This window comes from Micromonospora solifontis (assembly GCF_003725545.1).
GTDB classification, from domain to species: domain Bacteria; phylum Actinomycetota; class Actinomycetes; order Mycobacteriales; family Micromonosporaceae; genus Micromonospora; species Micromonospora solifontis.
The window spans coordinates 1-18,403 of record NZ_RJLN01000093.1; the positions used below are offsets into that span (position 1 = coordinate 1).

Below are 18,403 nucleotides of genomic sequence, written 5' to 3' on the forward strand. Positions count from 1 at the left end.
TCCCGTCGCAGGTCAGGTCGTGGTCGAGCACCTCGACCGGCCACCAGGCCGGGCCGTCCCCGGCTTTCGTGGCGGCCCGCTCGACTTCCGGCCAGGGCACGGTGGTGCGTAGCGCGCCGTCGATGACCGGCTGGTGCTCCGGTCGCAGGCCGAAGCGACGGTACGCGCGGCCCAGGACGCTCAGCAGCGCCAGCGTCTCGGGGCGGTCCGGCCGGTCGGTGAGCCGGCGCAGGGCGGCCTCGACCAGCGGGGCGTCCCGCTCGGTCAGCAGGCCCGGGCAGCGGTCCTCGACCTCCTCCCAGAACGAGGGCGGCCGCAGGTAGCTCTCCGCGCGACGCTGCCGGTCCATCCCGATCAGGTACGGGGACAGCTCCGCCTCGCGCGTCTCGTGATCCGTGGCCTCCCGGTCCGTCACGCCGGCTCCCGGAGCTGGTCCTCGGTGAGGCCGGCGGCGTCGATCGTGGCGTGCGCCCAGCGGGCCAGGCGGCACGGGTACGGGACGCGTTCGCTGCGGCACAGCAGGCCCTGCGGCCACGGCTCGGGGACGTGGACGCGGGCCGCATGGACGGCGAGCGCCAGGTCCTCGTCGGTGACCGGGGTGAGCACGGGAAAGTCGGCGAGTACGGCGGTCATCGGTGGGCGCCTCCGGCGGTGGGGTGCGTGCAGTGGCACCGGGGTGGGCGGGGACGGCCGCCGCCGTACGGGGGAACGACGCGGCCGGAGCCCAGCACCCGCCCCGGGCCATGCGCTCACTTTCGAGGCTGATCATGGCTGCCGGTATGCCACGGTGATCGTGCTGCACATGCACGCTCCGTATATTGCCGACGAGTCAAACTGCAAGCTCCTTCGTCGGGGCTGTGGCGGCCCGATCACGGTCGGTCCCTCAAGCCGACAGGGCGGCAGCCGGCGCACGCCACTGGCAGAATCGTCGATATGCGTGGCGCGCATACCGCAGGTAGGCAGAACGGCTTGAATGGAGGTGACCGACTGCGCCCCATCGACAGAGCCACCGCGATTGGCGAGGTTGCCGGTGACACCTAGGAACTGTCCCCGCTGCGGGGGCAGCCTGGCGCGTGACAACGTCAGCGGACGCTGTGCACCCTGCCAGGCTGCCGAGCGCGACAGACTGAGCAGCCCGCCCCAGGTGCCGGAGAGCTTCTGGAGGCACGAGCCGATAAACCAGGCTCTCGCGGAGCGGCACCTCGGGCGAGTGATCCGGGCGTACCGGTACCACCCGTACCACGGGCGGAACCCGCTGCCGCAGACCGTGGTCGCGGCATGGCTCGGAATCACACAGGCGCAGTTGAGCCGGGTGGAGAGCGGCCCTCCGCTCGTGCACTTGGACCGGCTCGCGCACTGGGCGACACTGCTGGGGATCCCGACGTCCCGTCTCTGGTTCGCGCTGCCCGGCCAGCCCGTCTTGGTGGGGCAAACAATCACTCACGAAGAAGGTGGCACCACGAACCGTCGGCAGTTCCACGCCGTAGCCGCTCTGGCCGGCATCCAGGCCAGCGGCTGCTTCGGCCTCCTGGCACCGCACGCCGATCTCCCACCGGCCATCGGTATGGAGCAGGTGCGGTACGCCGGCTCGCTCGTGGATGAGTTCCGCAAGGCAGACGCGGCAATCGGCGCCGACGCGCTCTGCGACATCGCGATGCAGGTGCACGAGCGGCTGTCGACATGGGCAGCAAAGGCTGACTACAGCCGATCGGTGGGTGACGCGTTGCAGAGCGCCTTGGCGGATCTGGCGATCCAGGCGGCCTGGCTCACCATCGACGCGGACCGCCGAACGGAAGCACGCCCCTATCTGAACGAGGCGATCGCTCGGGCACGGGTCGCGGACGACCCAAGGGTCGAGGTGCGAGCCCTGGCCTGCATGTCGTTGCTGCTCCGCCCGGACCGGCCGGGCGAGGCGGCGCAGTGCGCGGAAGCGGCCCTACGGGCATCTGCCGGCTGGGCCACGCCGCGATTGCGCACTCTCCTACACCTGAGGGCGGCCTACGCGCACGCCACGCTCAGGGATGTGCTCGGCTTCGAGCAGGAGATGACCAGGGCTCGCCGAGCCTTCGACGGAGGCGGCCACGAGGATGACCTACCGTTCATCTCGTTCGTGACAGCCCAGGAGGTCACCGGCATACAAGGCCTGTCCTACCTTGCCCTTAATCAGCCCGGTCGCGCCGCCGAATGCTTCCGCGCCGTAACAGACGCCCCCTCCGCCGCTCACCGACGGAACCAGCTCTACTACACAGTCCAGCTCGCACGCGCGGCGAGCCGCCACGGCGACGCCGACGAGGCGGCACGGGCAGGTTTGAAGGCGCTGCCCGGGGCGCGTGCGGTGCGATCAGGCCGGGTGTCCCGGCTGCTGGCTGAGGTGCGGTCCGATCTTGCGGGGACCGGCCGCTCGGCGCCGCAGGTTCGCGAGTTCGTCGAGGCGTACGACAGGACGTTGGCCTGATGCTGGAGAACCTGCGGCTGCGGCGCTACGACACCGAGCAGGCTCAGCAGTTGGTCGACCAGCTCGTGGACGTGTACCTGGACGCACACTCCGGCGACGGGCCGCTCTACAACGCGGAGCGGTACCAGCAGCAGCTCGCAGTGCACATGCCGAGAGTTGGTTGGGAGCTGGTCGCGGCGACGATCGACGCAGAACTGGTCGGCTACATCTACGGGTTTCCGCTGGCATCCGACACGCGGTGGTGGGACGGCGTCCAGGAACCCGTTCCCGCCGGCTTCACGAAGGAAGACGGCCGGCGGACATTCGCGGTCAGTGAGTTGTTGGTGCGCCGCGGATGGCAGCGCCGAGGCATCGCCCGTGCGTTGCACGACGAGTTGGTGGGTAGCCGACGTGAGGAGCGGGTGACGCTCCTTGTGCGTCCGGACAACACGGCGGCTCGGAATGCCTACCGGACGTGGGGTTGGCAGTCCGTCGCCAAGCTCAGACCGGACTGGGAAAACGCACCTACCTTCATGGTCCTGGTCAGGATGCGTGATCGGCACTCACCACGCGGCGCCGAATGACCACCTGACGCCCGGAGTCGGTCCGGCGCGTTCCGGTGGACGCGCGGCGCACCTTGGCGTGCCCACCCCTTGTGTCGGTGGGCGCCGAGGACAACGGCGTCCCGGTGGCCAGGCGCATTCCCCGTGGTGGACACCCCGTGCCTCGGCGGGCCGGCTTCGTCCTGGGCGTACACTGGCGCTGGCCTTGTGCGGGCTGACCTGGATGGTCGGCCAGGGTGGGTGCGAGGGCTGCGGATGGTGCGTCCAACCGCTCCGGCGTCGAGCGTCGGAGCGCGGGCGGGGGCTTGGCGGGGAGGGTGAGGGCCGTGCGGGGTCCCGCGATGACGGATGTGGCCCGCCTTGCCGGGGTTTCCCATCAGACGGTGTCGCGCGTGCTCAACGGGCACCCCAACGTCCGCGAGCAGACCCGGCTGCGGGTGCAGGCGGCGATCGCCGAGCTGGGCTACCGGCCCAACCGAGCCGCTCGTGCCCTGGTGACCGGCCGGTCGCAGGTCATCGGGGTGGTCGCGCAGAACACCACCCTGTACGGCCCGGCGTCGTTGCTGGCGGCGCTGGAGCAGACCGCCGCCGAGGAGGGCTTCGCGGTCAGCGTGGGCAGCGTCCGCGACCTGGACCGGGTCTCCATCTCCGCGGCCGTGGAGCGGCACCTGGCGCACCGGGTGGCCGGGATCGTCGTCATAGCACCCGTCGAGTCCGCCGGCGAGGCGCTGGAGCACCTGCCGAAGGATGTTCCCCTGGTGACGGTCGACGGTGACCCCCGCCGTCCGGTTCCGCTGGTGACGGTGGACCAGGTGGCGGGCGCGCGGGAGGCCACGCAGCATCTGTTGGAGGCCGGTCACCGTACGGTCTGGCACGTCTCCGGGCCGGCCGACTGGTTCGACAGCGCCGGGCGGATCGAGGGCTGGCGGGAGGCGCTGCGGGCAGCCGGAGCCGAGGTGCCGCCGCTGGTGCCGGCGGACTGGTCGGCGGCCTCGGGCTACCGGTGCGGGCAGATGCTGGCGCGGATGCCCGAGGTGACCGCGATCTTCACCGCCAACGACCACCTCGCGCTGGGCGTGCTGCGGGCGTTGCACGAGTACGGCCGCCGGGTGCCGGACGAGATCAGTGTGGTGGGCTTCGACGACGTGCCGGAGGCGGCATACTTCATCCCGCCGTTGACCACCGTCCGGCCGGACTTCACCGCGGTGGCCCGGGCCAGCCTGGACCTGTTGCTCGCGCAGATCGAGTCCGGTGCCGTGGGTGAGTTGCGGCAGACCATCGCACCGACCCTGATCTCCCGGCAGAGCGTCGGCGCCCCGCCCCGCTGACCGCCCGCGGCCGGCCCCGGCCGCCGCGCCGGACCTGGGAGGCGGAGCCGTCCGCGTTCCGGGACGGTCCACCTCCCCCGATCTGCGGTGCAATTTCGGCGGGCGCGGTCAGTTGCGCAGGGTGAACTGCTGGTTGGCCCCACCATGACAGGTCCAGAGCACGATCTTGGTGCCGTTCGTGGTGCCCCAGTTGTAGGCGTCGAGGCAGAGCCCGGACTGCACGCCGCTGATGGTGCCGTTGGAGTTCAGGTTCCACTGCTGGTTGGACTGGCCGTTGCAGTCCCAGATGATGGCGCGGGTGCCCGGGCTGGTGCTGGCGCCCTCGGCGTCGAGGCACTTGTTGCCGTACACGGTCAGCTGCTTGCCCGACGTGTACGTCCAGCGCTGCATGGTCCCGCCCCAGCAGTCCCAGAGCTGCAACTGGGTCCCGTTGGTGGTGCTGCCGTTCGGCACGTCGAGGCAGCGGCCCGACTGGTTGCCCACGATCTCGACGTTCTGCTGACCGCCGCCGGTGCTGGCCGCGTAGCCGGCCGCGTTGATGTTCGCCTGGACCGAGTTCTCGGTGGCGTCGGACGGGTAGCCGGAGGTCATCACGCCCTCGTAGAAGGTGCCGGCGGAGCCGTGGCTGTTGTCGCCACCGATGCCGAGGATGATGGCGCCCTCCTTCTTCATCGGGTTGTAGCCCGCGACGTTGGGACGCGGCCCGTTGTAGTAGGTGGACAGCCCGCCGGACTGCGCGTTGCCGGCCCGGATGGCCCAGTGGTTCGGCTCGCCCTTGACGATGGCGGTGAGGAACCGGTGGGTCACCGTCGGGTCGTTGGCGTTGTAGCCGGCGTTGACGCCGGAGAAGAGGCCGTTCTCCAGGTCCGCCATGACCCAGGGGCCGGGGCCGGTGCCGTAGCCCCAGACCTTGATGTTGCCGAAGTAGATGGCCTCCATGGTGCCGTTGCCGTTGTCCCGGCTGTTGGTCTCGGCGTTGCCGTAGTCGAAGCAGCAGCCGCCGTTGTAGTGCGTGCCGTCGAAGATGGCGTACATGCCCTCCGGCTGGTCGCCCTTGGCGATGCCGTTGGTGTTGTTGTTGCGGTAACCGGTACCGGGTGCCACGAACACGCCGTACGCCTTGTGGCCGTTGAGGGTGACCGGCGCGAGGGTCGCGTCGGCGAGGTTGTCGTAGCCGCCCGCCGCCGGGCCGGAGAAGCCGCCGGGCGGTGCCTGGGTCAGGTGGTTGCCCCGGCCGGTCTGGTCGTAGATGACGGAGATGACGCAGCTGGTGCCGGCGCAGAACGAGTCCTGCGTGGCGGCGTTGGCCACGTCTCCCGGCGCGAGCGGGGCGACGTCCCGGGTGGCGTTGTCGGACGAGCGCCTGACCTGGTAGAGCGGCCCGTTGTAGGAGCCGTAGAGCGCTCGGGTCGTGCTGTGCGCCGCCACGCACGGCGTGCCGCCGGCCGCGTAGATGTCGCAGGGCCCGGTGGTTGCCGCCTGGGCCTGTGGCGCCGCGGAGGCCACCACGGCGCCGGTGACCGCGACGAGCAGTGCCAGGGGTGCCAGGCTGGCCGCCAGGCGACGCCGACGGCCCACGTTCGGTTTCATCAGTCCTCCCAGGTGGATGGCGGGGGTGTGAACGCTAACATCGAGGATTAGCGTCGCGTTTACATTCGCGCCTGTCAACGTCCAGTGTGGAGTTGCGGCCAGTCGGCGGGGGTGACCTGCTGGACCTGTGAGCGGGTTGCGCCTGACGGCCAGTGGATCAATAAGGGTGCCTTGCCGTCTCCGGTGTGGTGGGCCCCGTCGCCGGCGCCTGCGCGTGCCGGCTATTGACATCGGCGTTCATCCACCTGTTACATGAGGGTGGCCGGGGCATGTTAGCGATAACAGAATGTTGCTGGCGGCTCGTGGGCATCGGGCCGACGGGTCATGCCGGCCGCGCGCCATGGCGTGCCACCGGTGAGCGACGAACGTCGGGCGCGCCCACCGGCGTCCGGGCGACCGCTTGCTCCACTCTTCCGGGCCGGAGCCTCGTTTCCCACGCCGCAGCCTCATCGGCCGTCCCCGCAGGTCGAAGGTCAACCGTTCGCACCCTCCGAGAGAGGTTCCAGGTATGTCCCCGTCCCCCCTGCACCTCAGTCGCCGTAGCCTGCTCGCGGCCGTCGGGCTCACCGGCGCCGCCACAGCCGCCGGGCTGTCGAACGTACGCCTGGCCCTGGCCACCGTCGGTCCGCAGAGCTACACCGCCAGTTGATCCTCCGTCGACCAGCACCCGCCCGCCGCCGAGTGGTTCCAGGATGCCAAGTTCGGCATCTACTACCACTGGGGCGCGTTCAGCGTCCCCGCGTACGCCAGCGAGTGGTACCCGCGCAACATGTACAACTCGGGCTCGAACGAGAACAACCACCACAAGAGCGTGTACGGCGACCCGTCCGTGTGGCCGTACCACAACTTCATCAACGGGGCCCCCGGACAAGGCCGGCAACTGGGTGCAGTTCGCCCCGAAGCTCACGTCCGCCGGCGGGAAGTGGGACCCCAACGAGTGGGCCCAGCTCTTCGCCGACGCCGGCGCGAAGTTCGCCGGGCCGGTCGCCGAGCACCACGACGGCTTCTCGATGTGGAACAGCAGCGCCAACGAGTGGAACTCGGTGGCCCGGGGACCGCGGCTGGACCTCTTACGCCTGCAGGCCGACGCGATCCGGGCCAAGGGCCTGAAGCTCTGGGTGTCGTTGCACCACGCGTACAACTTCACCGGTTACTTCCAGTGGGTGCCGAGCCAGTCCGACACCAGCCTGAGGAAGCTCTACGGCCAACTCGGCGCCACCGCCGAGTACCAGCTCTGGTACGACAAACTGCGCGAGGTCATCGACGGCTACCAGCCCGACATCCTCTGGCAGGACTTCAACCTCTCGCAGATCCCCGAGTCGTACCGGCTGAACTTCCTGTCGTACTACTACAACAAGGCCGTGGCCTGGAACAAGGACGTGGTCGCCACCTACAAGGACGGGTTCAACAACCGCGGTGAGGTCTACGACTTCGAACGCGGCGGCCCGGCCGGCATCCAGACCCCGTACTGGCTGACCGACGACAGCGTCTCCAGTTCCAGCTGGTGCTACACCCAGGGCATCGGCTACTACTCCACCAAGTCGCTGGTGCACGCGCTCATCGACCGGGTCAGCAAGAACGGCACCATGGTGCTCAACATCGCGCCGATGGCCGACGGCACCATCCCGTCCGGCCAGCGCACCATCCTGCAGGGCTTCGGCGACCACCTGCGCCGCTTCGGCGAGGCGGTCTACGCCACCCGCGCCTGGTCGGCCTTCGGTGAAGGCCCCACCCAGATGGGCGGCGGATCGTTCCAGACCCCCCGCGAGGGCACCGGGCAGGACATCCGGTTCACCCGCAGCAAGGACAACACCGTCCTGTACGCCACCGTGCTCGGCTGGCCGGGCAGCACTCTGAACATCGCCACGCTCGGCTCGAACCAGATCAACCTCAGCACCCTGGCCTCGGCACGGCTGCTCGGCTCCACCGCGGGCACGTACCTCGACCTGCCCAACCGCACCCAGGACGGATCGGGCCTGCACCTGACCATGCCCTCGTCCAGCGCCCCGTTCAGCGCCCTCGCGTACGTCGTCAAGCTCACCTTCGCCGGTCAGATCCCCGCGCTCGGCAGCGGCCCCACGCCCGCGGGGTACGTGAAGATCGCGAATGTGACGACGGGTCTGGTGTTGGACAGTGGTGGGAGTGTGGGTTCGGGTTCGGTGGTCAAGCAGTGGAGTGATGTGAGTAGTCCGAATCTGCAGTGGCAGTTGGTGGATGTGGGTGGGGGTTATTACCGGATCGTGAATCGGGCCAACGGGATGGTGGTCGACAGTTGGGGCAGCGCGGCGAACGGGGCGAACGCGCGGCAGGCGCCGTGGAACGGTGGTAACAACCAGCAGTGGCGGTTGAACAGCCTGGGCAACGGTCGGTATCAGGTGATCAACCGGGGCACCGGGACGGCGCTGGACGGGATGGGCAACGCCACCGTCGGGTCGACGGTCTGCATGTGGGCGCCCAACGGCAGCACGAACAACCACTGGACCATCACCGCCCTCTGACCGAACCCGATCGCGCGGCCCGACCATGTCGGGCCGCGCGATCGCGTTGGTGCCGCCAGCACGTCGCGATTCGGCTCCGACCCACTCGACATGCGGCGAAACGGAATGTGCGGCGTCTGCGACACGCCGCCATGCCCCCTCCCGGGGCCATCGACACTTGGCGCGGTCGGTGCTTGTGACTGTTCACCGCAGCGACGGTGATAGCGCTACCAGCGCAGCCGCCGGGGTCTCGTCGGCTGCTCCGGGCGCGGGCGGCGCGAGCGCGGCGCGGACCGTGCCGGGCAGGGGCTCCGCCGGGTCCGGCGCCGGCCCGTCGAGCGCGCTGCAGTGGCGGGGAAGTCGGGTTAGCGCTAACAGATCATCCGCACGCTGCCGTCCGGGCGACAGTCCCAGAAGGAACGTGGCGACCCATCGAAGTCTGTGAACGTTAACATCCGGTCGCGACGGTCGGTCGACCCGATCGAGGTGGCCCGGTGGGGTCGATGGGTGCGCCGTTACGGGACTGTTGCGATCGCGTCTTGACCAACGCCGATGTGAGCGCTAACAATGTGGGCCACGGCACGCGGAGGTGGAGATGATGGGTGTGGACGGACCGGGAGACCGGTACGTCGTCGGGGTCGACTTCGGGACGCTGTCGGGCCGGGCGCTGGTGGTCCGGGTCGCCGACGGCGCGGAGCTGGGCACCGCGGTCCACGAGTACCGGCACGGTGTGATCGAGTCGGCGCTGCCGACCGGGGTGCCGCTCCCGCCGGACTGGGCGCTGCAGGACCCCGAGGACTACCGGGACGTGCTGCGCCACGCGGTGCCGGCCGCCGTGGCGGCCGCCGGGATCGACCCGGCCCGGGTGATCGGCATCGCCACCGACTTCACCGCCTGCACCGTCCTGCCCACCCTGGCGGACGGCACCCCGCTGTGCGAGGTGCCCGAGCTGCGGAACCGGCCGCACGCCTGGGTGAAGCTGTGGAAGCACCACGCCGGGCAGCCGCAGGCCGACCGGATCAACGCCCTCGCCGGCGAACGCGGCGAGCCGTGGCTCAACCGGTACGGCGGAAAGATCTCCGCCGAGTGGCAGTTCGCCAAGGGCCTGCAGCTCCTCGACGAGGACCCGGAGATCTACCGGCGCGCCGTGCGGTTCGTCGAGGCGGCCGACTGGATCGTCTGGCAGCTGTGCGGCGCCGAGACGCGCAACATCTGCACCGCCGGCTACAAGGGCATCCGGCAGGACGGCCGGTACCCGTCGGCGGACTTCCTGGCGGCACTGGACCCGGGGTTCACCGACTTCGTCGACAAGCTGGACGGCCCGCTGCTGCCGATGGGCGCCCGGGCCGGCGCCCTGACCGCCCAGGCCGCCGCCTGGACCGGGCTGCCAGAGGGCATCGCGGTCGCCGCCGGCAACGTCGACGCCCACGTCACCGCCGCCTCCGCGCAGGCCCTGGTGCCCGGCCACCTGGTCGCCATCATGGGCACCTCGACCTGCCACGTGGTCAACGGCACCGAGCTGGCGGAGGTGCCCGGCATGTGCGGCGTCGTCGAGGGGGGACTCAGCCCTGGCGCCTGGGGATACGAGGCCGGTCAGAGCGGCGTCGGCGACATCTTCGGCTGGTTCGTCGAGCACGCCGCCCCGGCGGGGCTGGACTCGCACCAGCGGCTCTCCGAGCTGGCCGCGGCGCAGCCGGTCGGCGCGCACGGGCTGATCGCCCTGGACTGGTGGAACGGCAACCGTTCCCTGCTGGTCAACCACGACCTGAGCGGTCTCGTCGTGGGGCTGACCCTGGCCACCCGGCCGGCGGACGTCTACCGCGCGCTGCTGGAGGCGACCGCCTACGGCACCCGCATGATCATCGAAGCGTTCGCCGCGGCGGGCGTGCCGATCCATGAGCTGGTGGTGGCGGGTGGTCTGACCGCCAACCGGCTGCTCATGCAGATCTACAGCGACGTCACCAACCGGCCGTTGAGCCTCATCGGGTCGGCCCAGGGGCCCGCCCTGGGCTCGGCCATCCACGCCGCGGTGGCCGCCGGGGCGTACCCGGACGTCTACGCGGCCTCGGCCGCGATGGGCCGGGTGGAGCGCGACGCCTACCGGCCGGATCCGGACCGGGCGCGGGCCTACGACGCGCTCTACGCCGAGTACCGGTCCCTGCACGACCACTTCGGTCGCGGCGGCAACGACGTCATGTCCCGCCTGCGGGCGATCCGCAACGCCGCCGTCGAACAGTCGGCGGCACAGGTCACCACGCCGCTGGAGGTGGTCGCATGAGTGCCGAGCTCGAACAGCAGCTCCGGCGGCTGCGGGAGAGCGTCGCCCGGTTGCACGGCGAACTCACCCGCTACCGGTTGGTCGCCTGGACGGCGGGGAACGTCTCCGCCCGGGTGCCCGGCCACGACCTGATGGTGATCAAGCCGAGCGGGGTCGACTACGACGACCTCGCGCCGGAGAACATGGTCGTGTGCGACCTCGACGGCGTCGTGGTCGAGGGCGACCTCTCGCCGTCGAGCGACACCGCCGCCCACGCCTACGTGTACCGGGCGCTGCCCGAGGTGGGCGGGGTGGTGCACACGCACAGCACGTACGCGACCGCCTGGGCGGCCCGCGGCGAGCCGATCCCCTGCCACCTCACCGCCCAGGCCGACGAGTTCGGCGGCGAGATCCCGGTCGGCCCGTTCGCCCTGATCGGCGGCGACGACATCGGCAAGGGGATCGTGGAGACCCTCGCCGGGCACCGCTCGCCGGCCGTGCTCATGCGCAACCACGGCGTATTCACCATCGGCCGCGACGCCCGCGCCGCGGTGAAGGCCGCGGTGATGTGTGAGGACATCGCCCGCACCGCGCACCTGGCCCGGGCGCTCGGCGCGCCGCTGCCGATGGCGGCGGCCGACGTCGACGCCCTGCACGACCGCTACCAGAACGTCTACGGACAGCGACCCCCCTCACCCGCGAGCCCCTGACGGCCCGCCCCGATCGCGCGGCGGTCCGCACCGGGGCCGTCCGCGTCGCACCACCTTCGGACACCACCACTGGCAGCACCACCACCAGCGCAGGACGTGCGCCGTCGGGGCGTACGGCCCGCGCAACGTTTACCCCGAGGAGATTTGCGGTGAAGAGAATGAGGACCCACCTGTCGTCCCGCAAGGTCATCGCGGTGCTCACCGCCGCGCTGCTGGCCACCGGCGTGGCGGCCTGCGGCAACAGCGACACGGGCGACAGCGGCGGCAAGGACGATGGGAAGATCACCCTGGGCTTCTCCCAGGTGGGTGCGGAGAGCGGCTGGCGGACGGCGAACACCACGTCCATCAAGGAAGCCGCGGCGGAAGCCGGGATCGACCTGAAGTTCGACGACGCGCAGCAGAAGCAGGAGAACCAGATCAAGGCCATCCGCAACTTCATCCAGCAGAAGGTCGACGTGATCGCCTTCTCGCCGGTGGTGGAGTCCGGGTGGGACACCGTCCTCAAGGAGGCCAAGGACGCGAAGATCCCGGTCATCCTCACCGACCGGGCGGTCGACTCGGCCGACAAGTCCCTCTACAAGACCTTCCTGGGGTCGGACTTCGTGAAGGAGGGCCGGCTCGCGGGGGAGTGGCTGGTGGAGAAGGAGAAGGCGGCCACCGGCCCGGTCAACATCGTCGAGCTGCAGGGTACGACCGGTTCGGCGCCGGCGAACGACCGGAAGAAGGGCTTCGCCGACGCGATCTCGGCCAACCCGAACCTCAAGATCATCGCTTCGCAGTCCGGTGACTTCACCCGCGCCGGCGGCAAGCAGGTGATGGAGCAGTTCCTGAAGGCCAACCCGAAGATCGACGTGCTGTTCGCGCACAACGACGACATGGGCCTGGGTGCCCTGGAGGCGATCACCGCGGCCGGCAAGGTGCCCGGCAAGGACATCACCATCATCACCGTCGACGCGGTCAAGGACGGCATGCAGGCCCTCGCCGACGGCAAGTTCAACTTCATCGCCGAGTGCAGCCCGCTGCTCGGTCCCCAGCTGATGGACCTGGTCAAGAAGGTGCACAACGGCGAGGAGGTCCCGGTCCGGATCGAGACCCAGGAGACCACCTTCACCCAGGAGCAGGCCAAGGAGGCGCTGCCGAACCGCAAGTACTGACCGGACCACGGGGGCCACACCCCCTGCACTCCGCTGCGGCGGCCGGGCCTCGGGCCCGGCCGCCGCGCCGGCCCCACCGACCGGCGTACACCGGTCGCCTTCTCACCAACCTCAGGAAAGGTCCGGTGGCATGACAGGCAGCCATCCAGTCCTGACAATGACGGGGATCAGCAAGTCCTTCCCCGGGGTACGCGCGCTCGACAACGTGGACTTCCGGCTCTTTCCCGGCGAGGTGCACGCCCTGATGGGCGAGAACGGCGCCGGCAAGTCGACCCTGATCAAGGTGCTGACCGGTGTCTACGGCACCGACCGCGGCATCGTCACGCTCGACGGCGAGCAGGTGTCGTTCGCCGGCCCGATGCAGGCCACCGCCGCCGGGGTGAGCACCGTCTACCAGGAGGTCAACCTCTGCACCAACCTCTCGGTGGCGGAGAACATCTTCATCGGCCGGGAACCGCGCCGGCTCGGCGCGGTCCGCTGGGGCGAGATGCGCCGCCGGGCCCGGGCCCTGCTCGCCCGGCTCGACCTGGACATCGACGTCAACGCGCAGCTCGGCAGCTATTCGCTGGCCGTGCAGCAGATGGTGGCGATCGCCCGCGCCATCGACATCCAGGCCCGGGTGCTGGTCCTGGACGAGCCGACCTCCAGCCTCGACGCCGGTGAGGTCGCGCAGCTGTTCCGGGTCATGCGGCAGTTGCGCGACGACGGCATCGCCATCCTGTTCGTCACCCACTTCCTCGATCAGGTCTACGGCATCGCCGACCGGATCACCGTGCTGCGCAACGGACAGCTCGTCGGCGAGTACGCCACCAGCGAGCTACCCCAGCTCAGTCTGGTCGAGAAGATGATCGGCAAGGAACTGCGCGTGCTGGAGCGGCTCGACGAGCAACCCCGCCGTGACCCCGCCGACGGGGCGGCGGGCACGCCGCTGCTCGACGTCCGCGAGCTGGGCCGCCGATCGGCGGTGGCGCCGTTCAGCCTGACCATCCACGAGGGGGAGGTGGTCGGCCTCGCCGGCCTGCTCGGCTCGGGCCGTACCGAGGTGGCGCGGCTGCTGTTCGGCGCGGACCGCGCCGACCACGGCAGCGTCCGGGTGAACGGTTCCCCCACGTCGCTGCGTACGCCGGTGGCCGCCATCGGCCACGGCATCGGCTTCTGCTCGGAGAACCGGCGGGCTGAGGGGATCGTCACCGAGCTGTCCGTGCGGGAGAACATCATCCTCGCCCTGCAGGCCGCCCGGGGTTGGCTGCGGCCCCTTCCCCGTCGTCGGCAGGACGAGCTGGTCGAGCGGTACGTGCGGGCCCTGAGCATCCGGCCGGCGGACCCCGAGATCCCGGTGGGCAACCTCTCCGGCGGTAACCAGCAGAAGGTGCTGCTCGCGCGCTGGCTCATCACGGAGCCGCGGCTGCTGATCCTCGACGAGCCGACCCGGGGCATCGACATCGGCGCCAAGACCGAGATCCAGCGGCTGGTCGCCGAGCTCTCCGACGGCGGCATGGCGGTGCTGTTCGTCTCCGCCGAGCTGGAGGAGGTGCTCCGCCTCAGCCACAAGATCGCCGTGATGCGCGACCGCGAGATGGTCGCGCAACTCACCAACGACCAGGACGTCGACGCCGACCGGATCATGCAGAGCATCGCCGCCGGCGCGGGGCACGAGGGGGTGCCGTCATGAGCAACCGAACCGCCGGCGACCGGGCGCTGACGAGACACCGGCTGTTCTGGCCGGTCGTCGTCCTCGTCGTCCTGCTGGCCGCCAACACCGCCTACCGGCCGAGTTTCCTCTCCGTGCAGATGCGCGACGGTCACCTGTACGGCAGCCTGATCGACATCCTGCGGCTGAGCGCGCCGCTGATCCTGGTCGCGCTCGGCATGACGCTGGTGATCGCCACCGGTGGCATCGACCTGTCGGTCGGCTCGCTCTGCGCGATCAGCGGCGCCATCGCCTGCCTCTACATCAGCCGCCAGCCCGACCAGAACAGCCTCGGCGGCGTGCTGACCGCGCTGGCCCTGGGACTGGGGGTGGCCCTGGTGCTCGGCGCCTGGAACGGCGTCCTGGTCGCCGTCATCGGCATCCAGCCGATCATCGCCACGCTGATCCTCATGGTCGCCGGCCGGGGCCTCGCCCAGCTGATCACCGAGGGGCAGATCCTGACCATCAACTCCGACCCGTACAAGGCGATCGGCGTCGGCCACCTGCTGACCCTGCCCTTGGCCATCTTCGTCGCCCTGGCCGCCGCCCTGCTGATCGCCGCGGTGACCCGGCGGACCGCCCTCGGCCTGATCATCGAGTCGGTCGGGGGTAACGCCCAGGCCAGCCGGCTGGCCGGCATCCGGTCCGCGCGGATCACGTTCCTCGTCTATGTGATCAGCGCGGCCTGTGCCGCGGTCGCCGGCTTCATGATCACCGCCAACGTGTCCAGTGCCGACGGCAACGCCGCCGGCCTCTGGGTCGAACTCGACGCCATCCTCGCCGTGGTCATCGGCGGCACCTCCCTCGCCGGCGGCCGGTTCTCGCTCAGCGGCACCATCCTCGGCGCGCTGCTCATCCAGACCCTCACCACCACGGTGTACGCCATGAACATCTCGCCCCAGACCTCGCTGCTGTTCAAGGCGGTCGTGGTCATCGCGGTCTGCCTCATCCAGGCACCGGGCTTCCGGGCCCGGTTCGCCCGGCGCCGAGCCCCGGCGTCCGCCCCCGCCCCCGTCACCGAGCAGCCGAAGGAGCAGGTGCCGGCATGACCACCCTGTCCCTGATGGCCACCCGAACCTGGTCGCGGCTGCCCCGGCGGCACGTCCCGGTCCTGGCCACCCTCCTCCTGCTGCTCGTCCTCTACGGCGTCGGGGTCTCTCAGTACCGCGCGTTCTCCAACATCCAGGTGATCTTCAACGTCTTCATCGACAACGGCTTCCTGCTCGTCGTCGCGGTCGGGATGACCTTCGTGATCCTCACCGGCGGGATCGACCTCTCCGTCGGCTCGGTCGTCGCGATGACCGCGATGGTCTCGGCGTTCCTGCTGAGGGAAGGCCTGCCGGCGGCGCTGGTGCTGGTCATCGCGCTGCTCATCGGGCCGACGCTCGGGTTCCTGATGGGCTGCGTGATCCATTTCTTCGACATCCAGCCGTTCATCGTCACCCTCGCCGGGATGTTCTTCGCCCGGGGCATGTGCACCTTCATCAGCGGGTCGTCCATCCCGATCAGCGACGGGTTCTGGACCAGGATGTCGCAGCAACGCATCGGCAACCCCAGCGGAAACTTCGTCTCGATCAGCGTGATCATCGCCTTCGCGGTGGTCGCCGTCGCCGCGTACACCCTGGCCTACACCCGGTTGGGCCGCAACGTGTACGCCATCGGCGGCAACCCGCAGTCCGGGCTGCTGATGGGGCTGCCGGTGGGGCGGACCCGGATCGCCGTCTACACCATCAGCGGCCTCTGCGCGGCGATCGGCGGCATCCTGCTCTCCTTCTACACCCTCTCCGGCGCACCGCTGATCGCCGTGGGCATGGAACTGGACGTCATCGCCGCCGTGGTCATCGGTGGGACCGTGCTCACCGGCGGCTCCGGCTACGTCTTCGGCACCGTGCTCGGGGTGCTCGTCCTCGGGGTCATCCAGACGCTGATCACCTTCGACGGCAGCCTCAACTCCTGGTGGACCAAGATCGTGATCGGCGGCCTGCTCTTCGCGTTCATCCTGCTCCAACGTCTGATCGGAATCCGCTACAAGTGACCGACCATCTCGCGGAAGGCAACCCCATGGCAACGCACGCTGAGCCTGAGATCTGGTTCCTGACCGGCAGTCAGGCCATGTACGGCGAGGACACCCTTCGCCAGGTGGCCGACCAGTCGCGGCAGATCGCGGCGGCGCTCGACGACTCGCCGCACATCCCCGCCCGGATCGTCTGGAAACCGGTCCTGACCACCAGCGGTGACATCCTGCGGGTCTGCCGCGACGCCGCCGTGCAGGGGGCCGTCGGCGTGATCGCCTGGATGCACACCTTCTCGCCGGCGAAGATGTGGATCGCCGGCCTGGACGCGCTGCAGACCCCGCTGCTGCACCTGCACACCCAGGCCAACGTCCTGCTGCCGTGGGACGAGATCGACATGGACTTCATGAACCTCAACCAGGCGGCGCACGGCGACCGCGAGTTCGGGTTCATCCAGACCCGCCTCGGGGTGGCCCGCAAGACCGTCGCCGGGCACGTCACGGACCCCCGCGTGGTGTCCCGGGTGGCCGCCTGGGCGCGGGCGGCGATCGGCTGGTCGGCGATGCGGTCGCTGCGGCTGGCCCGCTTCGGCGACAACATGCGCGACGTGGCGGTGACCGAGGGCGACAAGGTGGAGGCGGAGCTGCGCTTCGGTGTCTCCGTGAACACCTACGGGGTCAACGACCTCGTCCAGGTGGTCGGCGAGGCCACCGACGCGCAGGTGGACGACCTGGTCAAGGAGTACGACGACAGCTACCGGTTGGTGCCCGAGCTGCGCCCCGGCGGCGACCGGCACGCCTCCCTGCGCTACGCCGCCCGGCTGGAGCTGGGCCTTCGTGCCTTCCTCGAGGCGGGCGGGTTCCGCGCCTTCACCACCAACTTCGAGGACCTGGGCGGGCTGCGCCAGCTGCCGGGCATCGCCGTGCAGCGCCTGATGGCCGACGGCTACGGCTTCGGCGGCGAGGGCGATTGGAAGACCTCCGTCCTGGTGCACACCCTCAAGGCGATGGCGGTCGGGGTCGACGGCGGTACGTCGTTCATGGAGGACTACACCTACGACCTCACCCCGGGCCGGGAACTGGTCCTCGGCGCGCACATGCTCGAGGTGTGTCCGAGCATCGCCGCGGACGTGCCCTCCGTCGAGATCCACCCGCTGAGCATCGGCGGGCGGGAGGATCCGGTGCGGCTGGTCTTCGACGCCGAGCCCGGTCCGGCGGTCGTGCTCGGCCTGGCCGACATGGGGGAGCGGTTCCGGCTCGTCGCCAACGAGGTCGACGTGGTGACGCCGCCGCATCCGCTGCGCCGGCTGCCGGTGGCCCGGGCCGTGTGGCGTCCGCGCCCGCACCTGGCCGGCTCCGCCGAGGCGTGGATCACCGCGGGCGCCCCGCACCACACGGTGCTGTCGCAGGCGGTGGGGGTGGAGGAGCTGCACGATCTGGCCGAGATGAGCCGGACGGAGCTGGTCGTCATCGACGCCGACACGGATCCGCGCCGCTTCGCCGACGAGATCCGCTGGAACCAGGCGTACTACCGGCTCGCCCGCGGGTTCTGACCCGGCGGGTGCCTGTGGTGGCGGACGCGTCGGTGCGCCGACGCGTCCGCCACCCTTTTCTTCGGGTCTTCGGGTCTTCGGGCCGAGGAGCCCCGCCGGCTCCAGCCCGCCCGGGTCGCTCCCGTTCGGCCGGAGCCGGCACTTCAGCTCTCACCCGGCCCCGGCGGGCAGGCCGCTGTGCAGAGGGGCCGGCCCGGACCCGGCCGAGGGGCGGTGGCGGATCCGGGCCGGGGAGGAGGTCAGCCGGCGGTGCAGCTGGGGGTTCCGGACGGGCCGACGCCGGTGCCCTGGAAGCCGAAGTCGGTGCTGCCTCCGGCGCCGATCTGGCCGTTGTAGTCGACGTTCCGGAAGTCCACCGTGCCGTTGGTCCCGCTGGGCTGCGCGCTCCAGGTCCCGGTGATCACCGTGCCGGCCGGCAGGGTGATCCGCACGGTCCACCCGTTGACCGCGGTGGAGCCGGCGGTGACGTGGACGTTGGTGACGAAGCCGCCGGGCCAGGACTGGACCGTCAGGTTCGCCGTGCAGCCGCTACCCGAGGGCGGCGGGGTGGTGGTGGGCGGCGGGGTGGTGCTCGGCGGCGGCGTGGTGGTGCCGCCGGTGTTGAGGGCGTTGAGGACGGCGGTGTAGGCGGGTTTC

At 70.4% G+C, this 18,403-nt stretch carries 16 protein-coding genes and 1 pseudogene; 13 read left to right on the forward strand and 4 right to left on the reverse strand.

Annotated features, from left to right (window positions below; genetic code table 11):
• Both EFE23_RS23540 and EFE23_RS23545 read right to left on the reverse strand, forming a co-directional pair.
• Nucleotides 1-415 (reverse strand): globin family protein (locus tag EFE23_RS23540; protein WP_500786058.1); only part of this gene is annotated, 415 nt, incomplete at its 3' end.
• Complete coding sequence (locus EFE23_RS23545; protein WP_123243107.1) at nt 412-633, reverse strand: hypothetical protein; 222 nt, start codon at nt 631-633, stop codon at nt 412-414. The genes EFE23_RS23545 and EFE23_RS23540, both read right to left, overlap by 4 nt.
• Nucleotides 634-1,144: 511 nt before the next feature.
• Between EFE23_RS23545 and EFE23_RS29145 the strand changes: the two genes are divergently transcribed.
• From EFE23_RS29145 to EFE23_RS23560, 3 genes are all read left to right on the forward strand, one after another.
• Nucleotides 1,145-2,455, forward strand: coding sequence for a helix-turn-helix domain-containing protein (locus EFE23_RS29145; RefSeq protein WP_233601120.1), 1,311 nt, complete (start codon nt 1,145-1,147; stop codon nt 2,453-2,455).
• The gene (locus EFE23_RS23555) at nt 2,455-3,018 is read left to right on the forward strand and encodes a GNAT family N-acetyltransferase (protein ID WP_123243108.1); all 564 of its coding nucleotides are present in this window, start codon (nt 2,455-2,457) and stop codon (nt 3,016-3,018) included. The genes EFE23_RS29145 and EFE23_RS23555 overlap by 1 nt, the downstream gene beginning before the upstream one ends.
• A 320-nt stretch (nt 3,019-3,338) precedes the next feature.
• Nucleotides 3,339-4,325 (forward strand): LacI family DNA-binding transcriptional regulator, encoded by a 987-nt coding sequence (locus tag EFE23_RS23560; protein ID WP_199737193.1) that lies wholly within the window; start codon nt 3,339-3,341, stop codon nt 4,323-4,325.
• 108 nt (nt 4,326-4,433) lie between these two features.
• On the opposite strand, the gene EFE23_RS23565 is transcribed toward EFE23_RS23560, so the two are convergent.
• Nucleotides 4,434-5,915 (reverse strand): arabinofuranosidase catalytic domain-containing protein, encoded by a 1,482-nt coding sequence (locus tag EFE23_RS23565; RefSeq protein WP_123243110.1) that lies wholly within the window; start codon nt 5,913-5,915, stop codon nt 4,434-4,436.
• Between the two features lie 508 nt (nt 5,916-6,423).
• On the opposite strand from EFE23_RS23565, the gene EFE23_RS28620 reads away from it, so the two are divergent.
• From EFE23_RS28620 to araA, 10 genes and pseudogenes are all read left to right on the forward strand, one after another.
• Nucleotides 6,424-6,564, forward strand: a complete 141-nt coding sequence (locus EFE23_RS28620) for a hypothetical protein (RefSeq protein WP_199737194.1) — start codon at nt 6,424-6,426, stop codon at nt 6,562-6,564.
• A 57-nt stretch (nt 6,565-6,621) separates the two neighbouring features.
• A pseudogene (locus tag EFE23_RS29355) lies at nt 6,622-6,690 on the forward strand (alpha-L-fucosidase); the annotation flags it as partial.
• A 109-nt stretch (nt 6,691-6,799) separates the two neighbouring features.
• A complete protein-coding gene (locus EFE23_RS29360) occupies nt 6,800-8,413 on the forward strand; it encodes an alpha-L-fucosidase (protein ID WP_255421174.1) in 1,614 nt (537 codons plus the stop codon).
• Nucleotides 8,414-8,987: 574 nt separating this feature from the next.
• Nucleotides 8,988-10,670 carry a ribulokinase gene (araB, locus tag EFE23_RS23575; protein WP_123243116.1) on the forward strand — a complete coding sequence of 561 codons (1,683 nt, stop codon included), beginning with the start codon at nt 8,988-8,990 and terminating at the stop codon, nt 10,668-10,670.
• Nucleotides 10,667-11,359 carry an L-ribulose-5-phosphate 4-epimerase gene (locus EFE23_RS23580; RefSeq protein ID WP_123243111.1) on the forward strand — a complete coding sequence of 231 codons (693 nt, stop codon included), beginning with the start codon at nt 10,667-10,669 and terminating at the stop codon, nt 11,357-11,359. Before araB ends, EFE23_RS23580 begins: the two co-directional genes overlap by 4 nt.
• Nucleotides 11,360-11,517: 158 nt before the next feature.
• A complete protein-coding gene (locus tag EFE23_RS23585) occupies nt 11,518-12,513 on the forward strand; it encodes an ABC transporter substrate-binding protein (protein ID WP_123243112.1) in 996 nt (331 codons plus the stop codon).
• 130 nt (nt 12,514-12,643) lie between these two features.
• Nucleotides 12,644-14,185 carry a sugar ABC transporter ATP-binding protein gene (locus EFE23_RS23590; RefSeq protein ID WP_123243113.1) on the forward strand — a complete coding sequence of 514 codons (1,542 nt, stop codon included), beginning with the start codon at nt 12,644-12,646 and terminating at the stop codon, nt 14,183-14,185.
• Complete coding sequence (locus tag EFE23_RS23595) at nt 14,182-15,252, forward strand: ABC transporter permease (RefSeq protein WP_123243114.1); 1,071 nt, start codon at nt 14,182-14,184, stop codon at nt 15,250-15,252. Before EFE23_RS23590 ends, EFE23_RS23595 begins: the two co-directional genes overlap by 4 nt.
• Nucleotides 15,249-16,238 (forward strand): galactofuranose ABC transporter, permease protein YjfF, encoded by a 990-nt coding sequence (gene yjfF / locus EFE23_RS23600; protein ID WP_123243115.1) that lies wholly within the window; start codon nt 15,249-15,251, stop codon nt 16,236-16,238. Before EFE23_RS23595 ends, yjfF begins: the two co-directional genes overlap by 4 nt.
• A gap of 26 nt (nt 16,239-16,264) precedes the next feature.
• Nucleotides 16,265-17,767, forward strand: coding sequence for an L-arabinose isomerase (gene araA, locus EFE23_RS23605; RefSeq protein WP_123243117.1), 1,503 nt, complete (start codon nt 16,265-16,267; stop codon nt 17,765-17,767).
• A gap of 239 nt (nt 17,768-18,006) precedes the next feature.
• Here the strand turns inward: araA and EFE23_RS23610 are convergent.
• Nucleotides 18,007-18,403 (reverse strand): cellulose binding domain-containing protein (locus EFE23_RS23610; RefSeq protein ID WP_199737195.1); only part of this gene is annotated, 397 nt, incomplete at its 5' end.